Below are 15,928 nucleotides of genomic sequence, written 5' to 3'. Positions count from 1 at the left end.
TTAACGAAAACTTAAAATCAAAGTTATCTTTTTTGATAGATATTTGCAGTTATGAAAAAATATATTTCAGAATTTATAGGAACATTTGCGCTTGTTTTTTGTGGTACAGGAGCTATGACAATTAGCGAAATTACACAAGGATCAGATTTAAATCATACAGGAGTTGCAATCACTTGGGGGCTTATTGTGATGGCAATGATTTATGCTTTTGGAGAAATATCAGGAGCTCATTTTAATCCTGCAGTAACAATTTCTTTTGCCTACGCTAAAAAGTTTGCTTGGAAAGAAGTTCCAAAATATATAATAGCACAAGTTTTAGGAGCTTTGTTAGGTAGTGTTTTACTATGGATATTATTTCCCACAAGTGAGTATTATGGAGCCACAATTCCTAATATGGTACCTTGGCGAGCCTTTATTTTAGAATTACTATTGACTTTCTTTTTAATGTTGGTGATAATAAATGTATCAACAGGAAGTAAGGAAGTAGGTGTTATGGCTGGTATTGCTATTGGTGGAGTGGTATTGTTAGAAGCTATGTTCGCTGGTCCTATGACGAAAGCATCTATGAATCCTGCTAGATCATTAGCTCCGGCAATTGTTTCTGGTCATTACAAACATTTATGGTTGTATATTTTAGCGCCAATTTTAGGAGCTCTTTTAGCTGTAGTTTCTTGTAAATTGGTAAAAGACGATAATTGTTGTGATGAAGGATGTTAGTATTTTAGGATGTGGTTGGTTAGGAAAACCTTTGGCGCTGTATTTATTAGGCAAAGAATATGTTATAAAAGGTTCAACAACATCAGGAAATAAATTAAACTCTTTAGATGAAGTTAAGATAATTCCTTTTTTAATAGATATTGATAAAGAATTTAATGAAGAAATTCAGGAATTTTTAGCTTCTGAAGTATTGATTATAGTAATAACTTCAAAAAATGTTTTAGGGTTTAAAAAGTTAATTCAAGAAATAGAAAAATCGGCTATTAGAAAGGTGATTTTTATAAGTTCTACCTCAGTGTATCCTAGCTTGAATAAAGTTATTATAGAAGAAGAGCAAACTATAAATTCTCCTTTAGTTGAAATAGAAAATGCTTTTAGAGTAAACAAAAGTTTTGAAACTACAATAATTCGTTTTGCAGGATTGCTGGGATATGATAGAAAACCTGGGAATTGGTTTGAAGGGAAAAAAATTCCACATCCGAAAGGTTTTGTAAACATGATTCATCAAGATGATTGTATTGAAATACTTTACCAAATAATAAAACAAAATGTATGGGGCGAAGTGTTTAATGCTTGTTCAAGTCATCACCCAACAAGGGAAGAGTTTTATACAACTGCTAAAATTAAAATAAAAAAAGAACCACCTATTTTTGATGATTCTTTAGCGTTGAAATATAAAATAATTAGTTCTGATAAATTACAAAAACGATTAAATTATAGATTTATTCATACTGATTTATTAGATATTTAAGAATATCTTTTCTTTCTCCAATAGCGGAATCCAAAACCAAATAAACCTAAAAGAATTAAAGGTATTAGGATATTGAAAAACTGCCAAAAACTACGTTCGTTAAAAGCCTGTTTTTTATCTAATAACTTTAATTGAAGTGATTTGTTTCTTAATGTGATTAAACCAGAATCATCTAGTAAATAATCAATAGTATTTAATAAAAACTCTTTATTACCAAATTGTTGTCCTGTCCACTTATCTAAAGCTAAATCGTGAGGCCTTCCTTTTAAAATTTGATTTCTTGCCACATCTCCATCGGCAATAATTACCATTTTGTTTTCAGGTGATGTAGGTTTGAAATTATTTACGTTAAAAGGCTTTATTCTGTTTTTATAAGCTGAGTTAAATTCTCCTTCTAGTAAAACAGCAAATAATTGTGGCCCTTCAGCATAATCTGCTTCTTTAGGTTCTTTGGTAATGCTTTGTAGTTCAATAAAATTTAATGGAGCAGTTTTCTTTGTTAATACCGAACTCACATACAAAGGTGTTTTTTTAATGTTATTTTTTAAGGTATCAATTTGAGTGGTAAATCGAAAACGAACAGGAGGCAAGTTTTTTGTAATTGGATGATTTGGATTTCCTGAACTCAACGGATGATAAAACCAATTTAAATGTTGAAACTGAGTTTGATTACCAACATTACCCGTTGCTAACGGAATTTTGGCTGAATATAAATCTTGAATTAGCTTGTTGTTAATTCTAACTCCGTAGCTAAATAATAAATCGGTAAGATTTAAATCTCTTGGAAAAGCAAACATTTTTCCTTCGTTGTATAAACTATCGGTATCAGAAACATTGATGTCAATCATCCATAAAGATTTTCCACCATTAGTAATAAATTGATCCAAGGTTAACTTTTCCTCATCAGTAAATTTTTCTGTCGGTTTAGCTATAATGGCTAAATCATACTGATTTAAATCGTTTAATGTTTGTTGAGCATTTGTTGCAACACTGTCTAAAGTAAACTTTGCCAAATGATATTTTTTGCCAACTTCTTTTAATAAACTATATAATTCAATATCCTTTAATTCACCATTACCAGAAAGTATCGCAATTTTTTGTTTTTTGTCTTGGGTAATATTATTGATTGCATTGGCTATTGAAAATTCTAATTTTTCTACAGCATTTTGTAATTGGTTTTCTTGTGAATTTGTAAGTGTATTAGGTAATAAGGAAACTATTTCTCGCTTCGTACCATAGTTTAATTCTACCCAAGGAAAAATAATAGCATTCGATAATTTTCCATCTTCTTCAACAGTAAGTTGGCTAGGAATCATCCCTTTTTTTATCAAACGTTCTCTAATATTATCAGGATTGATAAACTGAATACGTATTTGAGAATTTTCAGCTTGTAATTCTTCTAAAAACTGACGTGTTTCTACCTGCAAGCGTTCAAATTCCGCAGGAAACTCTCCTTCTAAATACACATTGATTAACAGCATATTGTCAATCTTATCTACTAAATTAAGTGTAGTGTTAGATAATGTGTAGCGTTTGTCTTGTGTGACATCAAATCGTTTGTAAATTTTGTTTGAAACAATATTTAATACAACAATTCCTGCTAAAACTAAAATGATATGTTTGAGATTCTTATTCATTACTTAATTGAGTTTTAGTGATGAATAAAAAGAAGTACGTAGCACTGATAAAATAAATGAGGTCTCGTGTATCAATAACTCCTCTCGAAATACTTTTAAAATGTTCGTTAATACCAATTTTTTTAATGCTTAATCCAGAAGAGTCTACTAAGTTTCCTAAAGCATCTAAACCATAAAAAGCACAAAAAATAACAATAACACCTAAAATGAATGCTACAATTTGGTTTCTCGCTAAGGTTGAGGTAAAAAGTCCGATAGCAGTAAAAACTGCTCCTAATAAAAATACTCCGATGTAAGAACCAATAATACTTCCTGTATCAATATTTCCTAAAGGTGTAGCTAGTTGATATATGGTATACACATAAGCAACCGTTGGTAAAATAGCAATAAATACTAATAATAGTGATGCTAAAAATTTACCTAAAACGATATTCCATAAACCAATAGGTCGTGTTTTTAAAATTTCTATAGTACCTGTGTTAAACTCTTCAGCAAAACTTTTCATGGTTATTGCAGGAATTAAGAATAAGAAAAACCAAGGTGTTATTTGAAAGAAGGTATTTAAATCGGCAAAACCTGCGTTTAAAATGTTAAATCCATCTTTAAAAACCCATAAAAACAATCCGTTTGCTAATAAAAACACACCAATAACTAAATACGCTATGGGTGAAGCAAAAAATGAGTTAAATTCTTTTTTTAGTATTGGTAACAATGTTGTTAGTTTTAGGTTAATGACTCAAGTTTATCAACACTCCAAGCTTCTGGTTTACCATTAAAATAAATTTTGGTGTTTGCCCAAATACCTTTGAATAAATCTGAGTTTCTATAATTTTCTAAATCTTGTTCAGAATCCCAATAGCTATAGGTAAAAAAGATATTGGAATTAGTTTTATCTCTATACAATTCTAATAAACGACAACCAGGAAAGTTTCGTATATCATTTTTTTGATGTTGAAAATTTTCTAAAAAAGTTTCAATTTTTTCTGGATCAAAACTTAGTTTAACAATTCGTACAAACATAATTAAGAATTTATAGGAACAAACTCGGGTTTTACAACCGTGTCAAATTCAATAGTAATAGTATCTCTATATCCTAAACCAAGTAGGGTAGAAGCACCACCAACGGTTTCTAAATTACTTTTATAAATAGCAATTTCTAAATAACCTGCCGAATTAAATAAGGTAAGCTTATTTCCATCGTACATACGCTGTTCTGAAGGAACAGTATAATCGACAATCTCGTTATATTGATTTACGATTTTTTTAAATTGGTATCTACCCGCAGAAATGGTAAAGTTTCTCCCTTTTCCTATCAAACTGAATAACTTTTTGGTAATATTGGTAATTACATTTCCATAGTTATCAATATAAATAACACCACCAACAATAATAGTTTGGTCCTGATTTACCTTAGGCTGAATTTCAACTAATTTTTTATACGATTGAATTTCTTTACCTATAATATTTAAACTTCCTCCTCTAGCAATATGAGAAGCTACTTGCACAAAAACATCTAAAACAGGAAAACTACTTTCAATATAATCGTGAATATTAATTTCAACAATTTTTGTAGGATTTACTTCAGAAGCAACCATAGAGATTAATCCGTTATCAGGACAAATAAAAAAATGTTCATCAAGCTCTAAAGCGATATGTTTGTTTTCGGTACTTAATTCAGAATCTACTCCAACAATATGAATAGTACCTTTAGGAAAGCTTTTATAGGCATTCTTTAAGATATACGAAGTCTCAGTAATGTTGAAAGGAGAAATAAGATGTGTGATGTCAACTATTTTAGCCTCAGGTAGTTCAGAGTAAATAGCTCCTTTTACAGCTCCCACAAAATGGTCTTTTAATCCGAAATCAGTAGTTAATGTAATAAGCGACATTAAAAGTGTTTGTTAATTAAATTGTGAAAAACTGTGCTAAAATTTAAGACAAAGCTAAACATTTCAAGCAAAATATTCGTTATTTTAGACCAACTAACATTAAAAAAAAGTCATTTGAACGAAAGAATTATTGAGTTAACTGAAATTAATCCAAACGAATTTTTTGGAGCACAAAATAGTACTATAGCACAATTAAGAAGCTATTTTCCTAAAATTAAAATTGTTGCAAGAGGAAATAAACTAAAAGCTTACGGTGAATCGGAAATTTTAGATGAGTTCGAAAAGCGATTAGAAATGCTTATTAAATACTTTAATAGGTACAATAGATTAGATGAAAATAGTATTGAACGAATATTAACTTCAACAGGAAAAGAAGAAGAAATAAGAAAATCGGGTAAAGGAGAAGATGTTTTAGTTCATGGAGTAAGTGGAAAACTCATCAAGGCTCAAACAGCCAACCAACGAAAAATGGTTGAGTTAATGAAAAAGAACGATATGCTGTTTGCTGTAGGACCTGCAGGTACAGGAAAAACTTATACAGCAGTAGCATTGGCGGTAAAAGCGTTAAAAGAAAAAGAAGTAAAAAGAATCGTATTGACGCGTCCTGCTGTAGAGTCGGGTGAAAATTTAGGATTTCTTCCTGGAGATTTAAAAGAAAAACTCGACCCTTACATGCAACCTTTGTATGATGGGTTACGAGATATGATTCCGCATGAAAAACTACAAGCTTATTTAGAAAAAGGAACCATTCAAATTGCTCCTTTAGCCTTTATGCGTGGAAGAACTTTAGACAATGCTTTTGTTATTTTAGATGAAGCGCAGAATACGACACATTCTCAAATGAAAATGTTTTTAACGCGTATGGGAATGCACGCAAAGTTTATAATAACAGGAGACCCAGGGCAAATAGATTTACCACGTAAACAAGTTTCTGGTTTAAAAGAAGCTTTGTTAGCTTTAAAAGATATTAAAGGAATTGCTCAAGTGTATTTAGATGATAAAGATGTGATTCGTCATAGATTGGTAAAGAGCATTATTAAAGCTTATAAAGGTATAGAAACTGAATAAGATTGTTTTTAAAAGCTTCTGCTTTTAGTTGTAAAAACTTACATTTGCCGCAACAACACAACTATTTTAAGAATGAATACAATTAACGAAACTAACTTTCAGTTTCCAAAGCAAAAGTCAGTTTATAAAGGAAAAGTAAGAGAAGTCTACAATATTAACGATGATCTTTTAGTAATGATTGCTTCTGATAGACTTTCAGCTTTCGATGTTATTTTACCACGACAAATACCTTTTAAAGGTCAAATCTTAAACCAGATTGCAACCAAAATGATGAACGATACAGCTGATATTGTTCCGAATTGGTTAATCGCAAATCCAGATGAGAATGTTGCTGTAGGTAATTTATGCGAACCTTTTAAAGTGGAAATGGTTATCCGTGGATATTTATCAGGTCATGCTGCTCGTGAATATAAAGTTGGTAAGAGAACTTTATGTGGGGTAGCAATGCCAGAAGGAATGGAAGAAAACGACAAGTTTCCTACACCAATTATTACACCTTCTACAAAAGCAGATAACGGTGAGCATGACGAAGATATTTCTAGAGAAGAAATTTTAGCTAAAGGAATTGTTTCTGAAGAAGATTACGTGGTGTTAGAAGATTATACGCGAAAATTATTTCAAAGAGGAACAGAATTAGCTGCTAAAAGAGGACTTATTTTAGTAGATACCAAATACGAGTTTGGAAAAACAAACGATGGTAAAATTGTATTAATTGATGAAATTCACACTCCAGATTCTTCACGATATTTTTATGCAGGCGGATATGAAGAAAGACAAGAAAAAGGAGAGAAACAAAAGCAGTTGTCAAAAGAATTTGTACGTCAATGGTTAATTGAAAACGGGTTTCAAGGAAAAGAAGGACAACAAATTCCAGAAATGACTGATGAGAAAATCATCGAAATTTCTAACAGATATATTGAGTTATACGAGCAAATTACAGGGGAAACTTTTGTAAAAGCCAATACCGATAATGTATTAGCTCGAATAGAAAAAAATGTAACAGAGTTTTTAAACTCTTAAAACAAACAACAATGATAATTGAACCAAGAACACGCGGATTTATATGTTTAACATCACACCCAACAGGATGTGCCCAAAATGTAAAAGACCAAATAGCGTATGTACAATCAAAAGGAAAAATAGAAGGTGCTAAAAAAGTATTAGTAATTGGTGCTTCTACAGGATTCGGATTAGCATCTAGAATTACAAGTGCTTTCGGATCTGACGCTGCAACTATCGGAGTTTTCTTTGATAAAGCTGCAAGTGAAGGAAGACCAGCTTCTCCAGGGTTTTATAACACAGCTGCTTTCGAAGAAGAAGCACAAAAAGCAGGATTGTATGCAAAAAGTATCAATGGAGATGCTTTTTCAAACGAAATAAAAGAAGAAGTAGTCAATTTGATAAAAGAAGATTTAGGTCAAGTTGATTTGGTAATTTATAGTTTAGCGTCTCCAGTGAGAACGCATCCAGAATCTGGGAAGCGTTTTAAATCTGTTTTAAAACCAATTGGTGAAGTTTTTACCAATAAAACAGTTGATTTTCATACAGGAAAAGTTTCAGAAATTTCCATCAAACCAGCAGAAGGAGATGATGTAGAAAACACAGTAACTGTAATGGGAGGTGAAGATTGGAGAATGTGGATGGATGCTCTTAAAAATGCAAATGTTTTAGCAGAAGGAGTTACCACGGTTGCGTATTCATATATTGGTCCAGAAGTTACAAAACCTGTATACAGAAATGGTACTATTGGAGCAGCAAAAGATCATTTAGAAGCGACAGCTTTTACTATTTCAGAAGATTTAGAAGCAATAGGAGGTAAGGCGTATGTTTCGGTAAACAAAGCGTTGGTAACTCAAGCGAGTTCTGCAATTCCTGTAATACCATTATATATTTCATTATTGTTTAAAGTGATGAAAGAAAAAGGAATTCATGAAGGTTGTATTGAACAAATTGAAAGATTGTATAGCGAACGATTGTTCGGCGGAGATTTATCTTTAGATGAAAAAGGTAGAATTAGAATTGACGATTGGGAAATGCGTGACGATGTACAGGAAGAAATTACAAAACTTTGGGAACAAGCAACTTCTGAAAATATTAATGAAATTGGTGATTTAGAGGGATACAGCTTAGAGTTTTTCAAGCTTTTCGGATTTAAAGTTGATGGGGTTAACTACGAAGCAGATGTAAACGAATTGGTAAAGATTCCAAGTATTCAATAAGAATTAAAACAAAAAAATAATTGAAACCTCATAGAATTCTATGAGGTTTTTATATTTACACAAAATAACAACGAATATGAAAGCAGTAACCGTAAAACAATTAAAAGATGAATTATCTCATAAATCATCGAGTGAATTAATGGAGTTATGTTTACAGCTTTCTCGATTTAAAAAAGAAAATAAAGAACTACTTACCTATTTACTTTTTTTATCACATAATGAAGATGAATACATTGAAGGAATAAAAGAAGAAGTGGATGAATTGTTCGAAAATATTAATACCAAGAGTTACTTTTATATTCGTAAAAGTGTGCGTAAAATTCTAACCTTGGTAAAAAAGTTTATTCGTTATTCAAAAAAGAAAGAAACCGAAGTTGAATTGCTATTATATTTCTGTTGGAAGTTAAAAGAAATGAAACCAACAATTAAAAAAAGTCCACGATTGGTAAATACCTATAACAGACAATTGACTTCAGCAAAAAAGTCAATAGAAAAACTACATGAAGATTTACAGTTCGACTTTAATGAAAAAATTATTGATTTGAATTTAGAACTTTAAAATCTGTAGATAATTCAAATACTTCCAAATTAAAATGTGGAATGGCAGCCAATAGATGGTCAAAAATATCAGCCATAACATATTCGTAGTTTTTCCAACGTTTATCTGAAGAAAACGCATAAATTTCAATAGGTAATCCTTGAGTTGTTGGAGCTAACTGTCGTACCATTATCATCATCTCTTTATTAACTGCAGGATGATTTTCAACATAAGATTGAGCATATTTTCTAAATACTCCGATGTTGGTTAAGTTTCTACCATTTAGTAAAAGACTTTTATCAATATTATTATGAGTATTAAACTGATCAATTTTTTCTTGTCTAGTAGAAAGATAAGGTTCAATTAATTGAATTTCTTTTAATTTTTCAACTTCTTGAGTAGATAAATAATGAATACTTGTCGTTTTAATATACAAAGCTCTTTTTATTCTCCTTCCTTGAGAATTAACCATTCCTCTCCAGTTTTTAAAAGAATCAGAAATTAAAGCATAGGTAGGAATAGTTGTAATAGTCTTATCAAAATTTTGAACTTTTACCGTAGCTAAAGTAATTTCTATCACATCACCATCAGCTCCAAATTTTTCAAAAGTAATCCAATCACCAATACGAACCATATCGTTTACTGATACCTGAATACTGGCAACAAAACCTAAAATAGTATCCTTAAAAATTAAAATAATAATGGCAGATGCAGCTCCTAAAGCTGTAAAAAACTTCCAAATAGATTGGTTGGTAATAATAGCAAAAGACAAAATAAAGCCTGTAAACCAAGCAAAAATCATAAAAACTTGTATATAACTATCAATAGGTTTGTCTTTAAAACGAGGGAGTTTTTTTAAATAATCTCTTAAGGAATTTAAAATACTTCTGGCAATATTAATAACTAATAAAATGCTTATGATTAGAACCAGTTTTGTGAAGAAATTCTTTAAATATTCAAAATCGTAAAAAATAACAGGAATTAATTCAAACAATAAAAATACAGGCACCAAATGAGCAACATTGGTAGGTACTTTATTGGTAATTAAAATATCATCAAAATTCGTTTTAGAAGTTTTAGCAATTCTTACCGAAATTATTCGAAATATTTTTCTAACAAAAAGATCAATAGCATAAATAATAACTAAAGAAATGATAGATAAAGTTATTAAGTTTAAATAAGTAGCTAATGAATCAGATAAACCAATTTCTTTCAAATAATTGTAGATAATATGCTTGTTAAATTCCATAGAAATTAAAAATAAAGCAAATGTATTAATTATAAATGCATCATTTTATTTTGAAGAACTCTAAATAGACTCTAAATCACCTTAAAATTTTCTTAAAACGATTTTATAAAAAACAATGCATCTATATTTTTTGTAACTTACACAGAACGAAACAAAACTATCAAAATGCCAACTTACACAATTAAAATTAACGGAAGTTCTAAAACCGTTAATGTAGAAGCAGACACACCTTTACTTTGGGTTTTAAGAGATGAACTAGATATGGTAGGTACTAAATTTGGCTGTGGTATTGCTCAATGTGGAGCTTGCACAGTACATGTAGATGGTACAGCAATGCGAAGTTGTCAACTACAGGTATCTATGTTAGATAATGAAGAGATTACTACTATTGAAGGACTTTCAGAAAAAGGAGATCATCCTTTACAAGAAGCATGGAAAGAAGTAGATGTTCCTCAATGCGGATATTGTCAAGCAGGACAAATAATGACGGCAGCTTCTTTTTTGAAGGATAATCCAAATCCAACCACTCAAGAAATTCGAGAAGCTATGCACGGAAATATTTGTAGATGTGCATCGTATAATAGAATAGAAAAAGCGATTGCTATTGCTGCTAAAAAAATGTCTTAAAAGAGAATATAAAATATGTGCTTTGTAAACAGAGGAATATTCTTATTATTCTTAATTATGATGCTGTCTTGTAAGAAAGAGGGAGTAAAAAAAACAGATTATTCTGTAGTTAAGTTACAGTTACAAAGAATGGTGAAAAATGATCAAGCAATACAATTTGCTCATACACCTAATGAAACTCAAAAAGTAAAAGATAGTCTCTATAAAGAGCAAGAGAGAATTTTTATTGCCAATACTGATACTATTAAGTCACTTTTCAATAAATATAATTTTTTAGGTTTTGATAAAGTAGGAGAAAGCGGATCTCAAGACTTTTGGTTATTAGTGCAACATGCCGACCATGATGTTGCTTTTCAGGAAAAAGTACTAAAATCTATGAAAAAGGAAGTGTTGAAGAATAATGCAGATAATTCAAATTTTGCTTATTTAACTGATAGAGTATTGACTAATAAAGGACAAAAACAATATTATGGAACTCAACTAAATTATACTAATGATATGTGGATTGTTCCAAAACCAATCCAAGATAGTATGAATGTTGATGTAAGAAGAAAAAAGATAGGTTTAAAATCTTTAAAGGATTATTTAAACTCTGCAATGAAAACGCATTTTGAAATGAACAAAAAAGGTTTTGAAAAAATGGGAATTACAAAACCTAGACAATATGAATAAGAAAAACTTTAACTCAACTAATAAATTTTGAATTATGAGTACTCAAAAGTATACATTCAGCAGAAGAAATTTTTTAAGAACATCTGCATTAGCAAGTGGAGGTTTGTTAGTAGGTTTTAATCTGTTCACGGCATGTAAGCCAGAAGTAAAACCACCAGTAGATATTTCAAAACTAAACTTTAACGATTTTAATGCTTTTATAAAGATAGCAGATAATGGTTATGTGACTATTTATTCTCCAAATCCTGAAATTGGACAAGGAGTAAAAACGTCTATGCCAATGATTATTGCTGAAGAGTTAGATGTAGAATGGGATAAAGTAAATGTAGCACAAGCACCTTTAGATACTAAAAACTACAAACGTCAGTTAGCAGGAGGGAGTCAATCCATTCGTTTTGGTTGGGATGCTTTGAGACAAACGGGAGCTACTACGAAGCAAATGCTTGTAAATGCAGCAGCAGCCAAATGGAGTGTAGATGCATCAACTTGTAAAGCTTCAAAAGGAATTATAACAAATGCAAAAGGAGAAAAACTAGGCTATGGAGATGTGGTTAAAGAAGCAGCGTTATTAGAAGTGCCAGAAAATGTTACTTTAAAAAAGCCTTCAGAATATTCTATTATTGGTACAGATAGAATAAATGTAGATTTAGAAAATATTGTTACTGGAAAACCATTATTCGGTATAGATTTTAAAGAGAAAGGAATGTTGTATGCTTCTGTATTACGTCCACCAGCTTTTGGTCAAGAATTAGCATCTTTCGATGCTACTGAAGCTAAAAAAATAAAAGGTGTAGTAGATGTAATTACTATTGGAGAAAAAGTAAGAAGCTTTTTAGATCAAGGAAAATTTAATTGGACGTTTATAATGTCTCCGACTGATAAAGTTGTAGTAATTGCAACAAACACTTGGGCAGCAATCAAAGGTAAAAAGGCTTTAAAAGCTACATGGAAAGCAGCTAAAGAACTTGAAAGTACTGATAAGCAAAATGAAGTATTAAATAAGATTTTAGTAGGTAAAGACTTTGATATTCGTAGAGAAGATGGTAACGTTAAAAAAGCTTTTGCTGAAGCAGATAAAGTGATTGAGAGAACCTATCATTCTCCTTTTTTACCACATAACTGCTTAGAACCAATGAACTTTTTTGCGAATGTTACCGATGAAAAAGTACATTTAATAGGACCAGTTCAAACTCCACAATACGCAGCGCAAGGAGTTGCAGACATGTTAGGTAGAGATTTAAAGAACGTTCATGTAGATATGACAAGAATGGGTGGCGGATTCGGACGTCGTTTATACGGAGATTTTGTCTACGAAGCAGCAGAAATTTCTAATGCAATAAAAAAGCCAGTAAAAGTTATTTCAACTAGAGAAGATGATATGACTACGGGTATTTATCGTCCTGCTATTAAATATAAAATTGCGGCATCGTTAAAAGACGGAAAAATTACAGGATATCACTTAAAAGAAGCTGCGATGAATTCTAATATGTATGGATTAATTCCGCATTTCTTTCCAGCAGGATGTATTCCTAATTATAAAGTTTCTACCAAAAATTATAAAAGTGATGTAACTACAGGGGCTTGGAGAGCACCATACACTAATTTCTTAGCTTTTGCAGAACAAGCTTTTTTCGATGAATTAGCTCAAGAATTAGGAAAAGACCCAGTACAATTACGTTTAGAACTTCTAGAAAATGTTAAGAATACAAAAGATGAAAAGATTGAGTATTCTGGCGAAAGAATGCAAAACACGATTAAACTAGCTGCAGAAAAAGGTAATTGGGGTAAGAGTAGAGAAGGAGTCTATCAAGGTTTTGCTGCATACTATAGTCATAATACACATGTTGCCGAGGTTGCTGAAGTTGAATTGAAAGATGGTTATCCGATAGTGACAAAAGTAGTAGCAGCGGTAGATTGTGGAGTTGTTATTAATCCAACAGGAGGAATCAATCAAGTTCAAGGAGGAGTTCTAGATGGAATAGGACATGCAATGTATGGTGATTTAAGTTTTAATAAAGGTGTACCTTCAAATAAAAACTTTGATACATATCGTTTAATTCGAATGAATGAAACACCCCAAGTAGAAGTACATTTTGTAGAAAATGAATTGTCACCAACTGGTTTAGGAGAACCAGGATTACCACCGGCAGGAGGGGCTGTAGCTAATGCAATTTATAAAGCACTAGGAAATCGATTATATAATCAACCTTTTGAAAATGAATTAAAAAGAATTAAAGTTCCTAGTTAATAAAGCTAAAAATAAAAGATGTCTACACAGGCATCTTTTTTATTTGTAAATAACTCAAGAGTTCAGATTTGATTAACTGTTAAAAAAGCCCTATTTTCGCACCCTATAAAAAATCAGAAGTAACAATGGTAAAAGATTTATTTGATAGAATTAAAGGAGATAAAGGACCGTTAGGAAAATGGGCAGATAAGGCAGAAGGCTATTATGTGTTCCCTAAATTAGAAGGACCAATATCTAACCGAATGCAGTTTAATGGAAAATCTGTAGTTACTTGGAGTATTAACGATTATTTAGGTTTAGCAAATCACCCTGAAGTATTAAAAGTAGATGGAGAATCTGCTGCTACCGATGGAATGGCGTATCCTATGGGAGCTCGTATGATGTCTGGTCATACAAAATACCACGAACAATTAGAACGTGAATGTGCTGAGTTTGTTGGTAAAGAAGCATCATATTTGGTGAATTTCGGTTACCAAGGAATGGTCTCTGCAATTGATGCTTTAGTAGGAAAAGACGACATCATTGTATATGATATGGATACGCATGCATGTATTATCGATGGAGTTCGTTTACACGCAGGTAAAAGATTTGTATACCGTCATAATGATATTGAAAGTTGTGAAAAGAATTTAAAGCGTGCTACTAAAATGGCAGAAAAAACTGGAGGAGGAATCCTTTTAGTTTCTGAAGGTGTTTTTGGTATGCGTGGTGAGCAAGGTCGTTTAGCAGAAATTGTAGCATTAAAAGAAAAATACAATTTCCGTTTATTAGTTGATGATGCACACGGATTTGGAACTTTAGGTGAAGGAGGTCGTGGAACTGGTTTCGAACAAGGAGTTCAAGACGGTATCGATGTGTACTTTGCTACATTCGCTAAATCTATGGCAGGTATCGGAGCATTTTTTGCAGGAGATAAAGATGTAGTTCAGTATTTACAATACAACATGCGTTCGCAAATGTTTGCAAAATCGTTACCAATGCCAATGGTAAAAGGAGCGTTAAAGCGTTTAGATATGATTCGAACAATGCCAGAGTTAAAAGATAAACTTTGGGAAATCACAAATGCTTTACAATCAGGTTTAAGAAATGCAGGATTCGATTTAGGAACAACGCAAACCTGTATTACTCCAGTATATTTAAAAGGAGAAATTCCAGAAGCAATGGCAATGGTGCACGATTTACGTGAAAATCATGGAGTATTCTGCTCTATTGTTGTTTATCCAGTAATTCCTAAAGGATTAATTATTTTAAGATTAATTCCTACTGCACGTCATACGATGGAAGATGTTAAAGAAACTATTGAAGCATTTACAGCAATTAGAGAAAAATTAGAGAATGGTACTTATAAAAAGATTGCTGAAACTATAATGGCAGAATAATATTATAAGGTATAAACAAAAAAACTCACAAATTAACTTTTGTGAGTTTTTTTGTTTTCAGTAAAACCATATTTTTGGAATCCTTTTTGTTGTAATTAATGTGTCAAATTTAAAATTAGTGAAACAATATATATTTTACTGCTTACTTATATCTACCTTGGCTTTACAAGCTCAGGTAAAAGATACTCTTCCTAGTTTCAAAGACGATTACTACTTGGTTAAAGAGGGAGATACTTTAATGATAGAATTACCAGAAGTTGCAGTGTTGCCAAAACATAAATTTAAAGAACCAAAAGATGTACACTATTATTATTGGTTCAAGAGAAAAGTTTTCAAAGCATATCCGTACGCAACTTTAGCATCAAAAAGAATAGATAGTCTTCGTTTACGATTAGATAGAATTCCTTCAAAAAGTAAAAAAAGAAAATATGTAAAAAGAGTACAAAAATATCTTGAAAAAGAATTGACAGATCAATTAAAAAAAATGACTCGAACTGAAGGTAGGGTATTAATAAAGTTAATTCATCGTCAAACAGGAAAAACTGCCTTTGAAAACATAAGAGAATTTCGAAGCGGCTGGAAAGCTTTTTGGTATAATACAACAGCAAACTTATTCAAGTTATCATTAAAGACTGAATATTCTCCGAATACGATTAATGAAGATTATTTAATTGAAGACATATTACAGAGAGCGTATATTCAAGAAGAATTGATTTTTCAGGAACCAAAGCTAAATATTCCTTCAATATCAATTTTAGAATCTAAGAAAGGTGAAATAAATGTTGAAGAGTATAAACAGATGTTTGCTAAGATTAGAAAGAAAAAAAAGAGACGTTCTAAGCGTTCAAAGAAGAAGAAAACAGTAAGCCCTAATTATCGCTAAAAAATTTCATTTTTATTTACTTGATAAATAAGGGGTTGTGAAAAAGATTAA

16 protein-coding genes are annotated in these 15,928 nt (G+C 31.2%); 11 read left to right on the top strand and 5 right to left on the bottom strand.

What is annotated here, in order from left to right:
* Positions 1-51 precede the first annotated feature (51 nt).
* Both WH52_RS05260 and WH52_RS05255 read left to right on the top strand, forming a co-directional pair.
* On the top strand, positions 52-717 hold the full coding sequence (locus WH52_RS05260) for an MIP/aquaporin family protein (RefSeq protein ID WP_086029904.1): 666 nt from the start codon (positions 52-54) through the stop codon (positions 715-717).
* Complete coding sequence (locus WH52_RS05255; RefSeq protein WP_086029903.1) at positions 704-1,468, top strand: NAD-dependent epimerase/dehydratase family protein; 765 nt, start codon at positions 704-706, stop codon at positions 1,466-1,468. The genes WH52_RS05260 and WH52_RS05255 overlap by 14 nt, the downstream gene beginning before the upstream one ends.
* On the opposite strand, the gene gldG is transcribed toward WH52_RS05255, so the two are convergent.
* From gldG to WH52_RS05235, 4 genes are read right to left on the bottom strand one after another with little or no spacing between them, the layout of a single operon-like run.
* Positions 1,465-3,105, bottom strand: a complete 1,641-nt coding sequence (gene gldG / locus WH52_RS05250; RefSeq protein WP_086029902.1) for a gliding motility-associated ABC transporter substrate-binding protein GldG — start codon at positions 3,103-3,105, stop codon at positions 1,465-1,467. The two genes, WH52_RS05255 and gldG, sit on opposite strands and share 4 nt — an antisense overlap.
* Positions 3,098-3,817, bottom strand: a complete 720-nt coding sequence (gldF, locus tag WH52_RS05245; RefSeq protein ID WP_086029901.1) for a gliding motility-associated ABC transporter permease subunit GldF — start codon at positions 3,815-3,817, stop codon at positions 3,098-3,100. The genes gldG and gldF overlap by 8 nt, the downstream gene beginning before the upstream one ends.
* A gap of 11 nt (positions 3,818-3,828) precedes the next feature.
* Positions 3,829-4,125, bottom strand: coding sequence for a putative quinol monooxygenase (locus tag WH52_RS05240; protein ID WP_086029900.1), 297 nt, complete (start codon positions 4,123-4,125; stop codon positions 3,829-3,831).
* A 2-nt stretch (positions 4,126-4,127) separates the two neighbouring features.
* Complete coding sequence (locus WH52_RS05235) at positions 4,128-4,994, bottom strand: SAM hydrolase/SAM-dependent halogenase family protein (RefSeq protein ID WP_086029899.1); 867 nt, start codon at positions 4,992-4,994, stop codon at positions 4,128-4,130.
* Positions 4,995-5,108: 114 nt separating this feature from the next.
* Here WH52_RS05235 and WH52_RS05230 point away from each other — a divergent pair, with 114 nt between their 5' ends.
* The 4 genes from WH52_RS05230 (at position 5,109) to WH52_RS05215 (ending at position 8,840) form a co-directional block, all read left to right on the top strand.
* Positions 5,109-6,062 carry a PhoH family protein gene (locus tag WH52_RS05230; RefSeq protein ID WP_086029898.1) on the top strand — a complete coding sequence of 318 codons (954 nt, stop codon included), beginning with the start codon at positions 5,109-5,111 and terminating at the stop codon, positions 6,060-6,062.
* A gap of 72 nt (positions 6,063-6,134) precedes the next feature.
* On the top strand, positions 6,135-7,082 hold the full coding sequence (locus WH52_RS05225) for a phosphoribosylaminoimidazolesuccinocarboxamide synthase (RefSeq protein ID WP_086029897.1): 948 nt from the start codon (positions 6,135-6,137) through the stop codon (positions 7,080-7,082).
* Positions 7,083-7,093: 11 nt separating this feature from the next.
* Positions 7,094-8,281, top strand: coding sequence for an enoyl-ACP reductase FabV (gene fabV / locus WH52_RS05220; RefSeq protein WP_086029896.1), 1,188 nt, complete (start codon positions 7,094-7,096; stop codon positions 8,279-8,281).
* A 76-nt stretch (positions 8,282-8,357) separates the two neighbouring features.
* Complete coding sequence (locus WH52_RS05215; RefSeq protein WP_086029895.1) at positions 8,358-8,840, top strand: hypothetical protein; 483 nt, start codon at positions 8,358-8,360, stop codon at positions 8,838-8,840.
* On the opposite strand, the gene WH52_RS05210 is transcribed toward WH52_RS05215, so the two are convergent.
* Complete coding sequence (locus tag WH52_RS05210) at positions 8,815-10,068, bottom strand: mechanosensitive ion channel family protein (RefSeq protein WP_086029894.1); 1,254 nt, start codon at positions 10,066-10,068, stop codon at positions 8,815-8,817. The two genes, WH52_RS05215 and WH52_RS05210, sit on opposite strands and share 26 nt — an antisense overlap.
* 165 nt (positions 10,069-10,233) lie before the next feature.
* On the opposite strand from WH52_RS05210, the gene WH52_RS05205 reads away from it, so the two are divergent.
* The 5 genes from WH52_RS05205 to WH52_RS05185 all read left to right on the top strand — a co-directional run bounded on the left by WH52_RS05205 (position 10,234) and on the right by WH52_RS05185 (position 15,877).
* Positions 10,234-10,695, top strand: coding sequence for a (2Fe-2S)-binding protein (locus WH52_RS05205; RefSeq protein ID WP_086029893.1), 462 nt, complete (start codon positions 10,234-10,236; stop codon positions 10,693-10,695).
* 15 nt (positions 10,696-10,710) lie between these two features.
* Positions 10,711-11,367, top strand: coding sequence for a DUF6624 domain-containing protein (locus tag WH52_RS05200; RefSeq protein ID WP_143592068.1), 657 nt, complete (start codon positions 10,711-10,713; stop codon positions 11,365-11,367).
* A gap of 34 nt (positions 11,368-11,401) precedes the next feature.
* Positions 11,402-13,615, top strand: coding sequence for a xanthine dehydrogenase family protein molybdopterin-binding subunit (locus WH52_RS05195; protein WP_198938384.1), 2,214 nt, complete (start codon positions 11,402-11,404; stop codon positions 13,613-13,615).
* Positions 13,616-13,740: 125 nt separating this feature from the next.
* Positions 13,741-14,994 (top strand): aminotransferase class I/II-fold pyridoxal phosphate-dependent enzyme, encoded by a 1,254-nt coding sequence (locus WH52_RS05190; RefSeq protein ID WP_086029890.1) that lies wholly within the window; start codon positions 13,741-13,743, stop codon positions 14,992-14,994.
* A 118-nt stretch (positions 14,995-15,112) separates the two neighbouring features.
* Positions 15,113-15,877 (top strand): DUF4294 domain-containing protein, encoded by a 765-nt coding sequence (locus WH52_RS05185; protein WP_233131517.1) that lies wholly within the window; start codon positions 15,113-15,115, stop codon positions 15,875-15,877.
* Positions 15,878-15,928 lie beyond the last annotated feature (51 nt).

The organism is Tenacibaculum holothuriorum, assembly GCF_002120225.1.
GTDB lineage: Bacteria > Bacteroidota > Bacteroidia > Flavobacteriales > Flavobacteriaceae > Polaribacter > Polaribacter holothuriorum.
This window is presented reverse-complemented; position numbering and strand designations above follow the sequence as displayed.

What these genes read in the sequence shown, in the direction of transcription:
- WH52_RS05260 (WP_086029904.1), top strand. Translation starts at nt 52, where the DNA reads ATGAAAAAATATATTTCAGAATTTATAGGAACATTTGCGCTTGTTTTT.
- WH52_RS05255 (WP_086029903.1), top strand. Translation starts at nt 704, where the DNA reads ATGAAGGATGTTAGTATTTTAGGATGTGGTTGGTTAGGAAAACCTTTG.
- gldG (WP_086029902.1), bottom strand. Translation starts at nt 3,105, where the DNA reads ATGAATAAGAATCTCAAACATATCATTTTAGTTTTAGCAGGAATTGTT.
- WH52_RS05240 (WP_086029900.1), bottom strand. Translation starts at nt 4,125, where the DNA reads ATGTTTGTACGAATTGTTAAACTAAGTTTTGATCCAGAAAAAATTGAA.
- WH52_RS05235 (WP_086029899.1), bottom strand. Translation starts at nt 4,994, where the DNA reads ATGTCGCTTATTACATTAACTACTGATTTCGGATTAAAAGACCATTTT.
- WH52_RS05225 (WP_086029897.1), top strand. Translation starts at nt 6,135, where the DNA reads ATGAATACAATTAACGAAACTAACTTTCAGTTTCCAAAGCAAAAGTCA.
- fabV (WP_086029896.1), top strand. Translation starts at nt 7,094, where the DNA reads ATGATAATTGAACCAAGAACACGCGGATTTATATGTTTAACATCACAC.
- WH52_RS05215 (WP_086029895.1), top strand. Translation starts at nt 8,358, where the DNA reads ATGAAAGCAGTAACCGTAAAACAATTAAAAGATGAATTATCTCATAAA.
- WH52_RS05210 (WP_086029894.1), bottom strand. Translation starts at nt 10,068, where the DNA reads ATGGAATTTAACAAGCATATTATCTACAATTATTTGAAAGAAATTGGT.
- WH52_RS05205 (WP_086029893.1), top strand. Translation starts at nt 10,234, where the DNA reads ATGCCAACTTACACAATTAAAATTAACGGAAGTTCTAAAACCGTTAAT.
- WH52_RS05200 (WP_143592068.1), top strand. Translation starts at nt 10,711, where the DNA reads ATGTGCTTTGTAAACAGAGGAATATTCTTATTATTCTTAATTATGATG.
- WH52_RS05195 (WP_198938384.1), top strand. Translation starts at nt 11,402, where the DNA reads ATGAGTACTCAAAAGTATACATTCAGCAGAAGAAATTTTTTAAGAACA.
- WH52_RS05190 (WP_086029890.1), top strand. Translation starts at nt 13,741, where the DNA reads ATGGTAAAAGATTTATTTGATAGAATTAAAGGAGATAAAGGACCGTTA.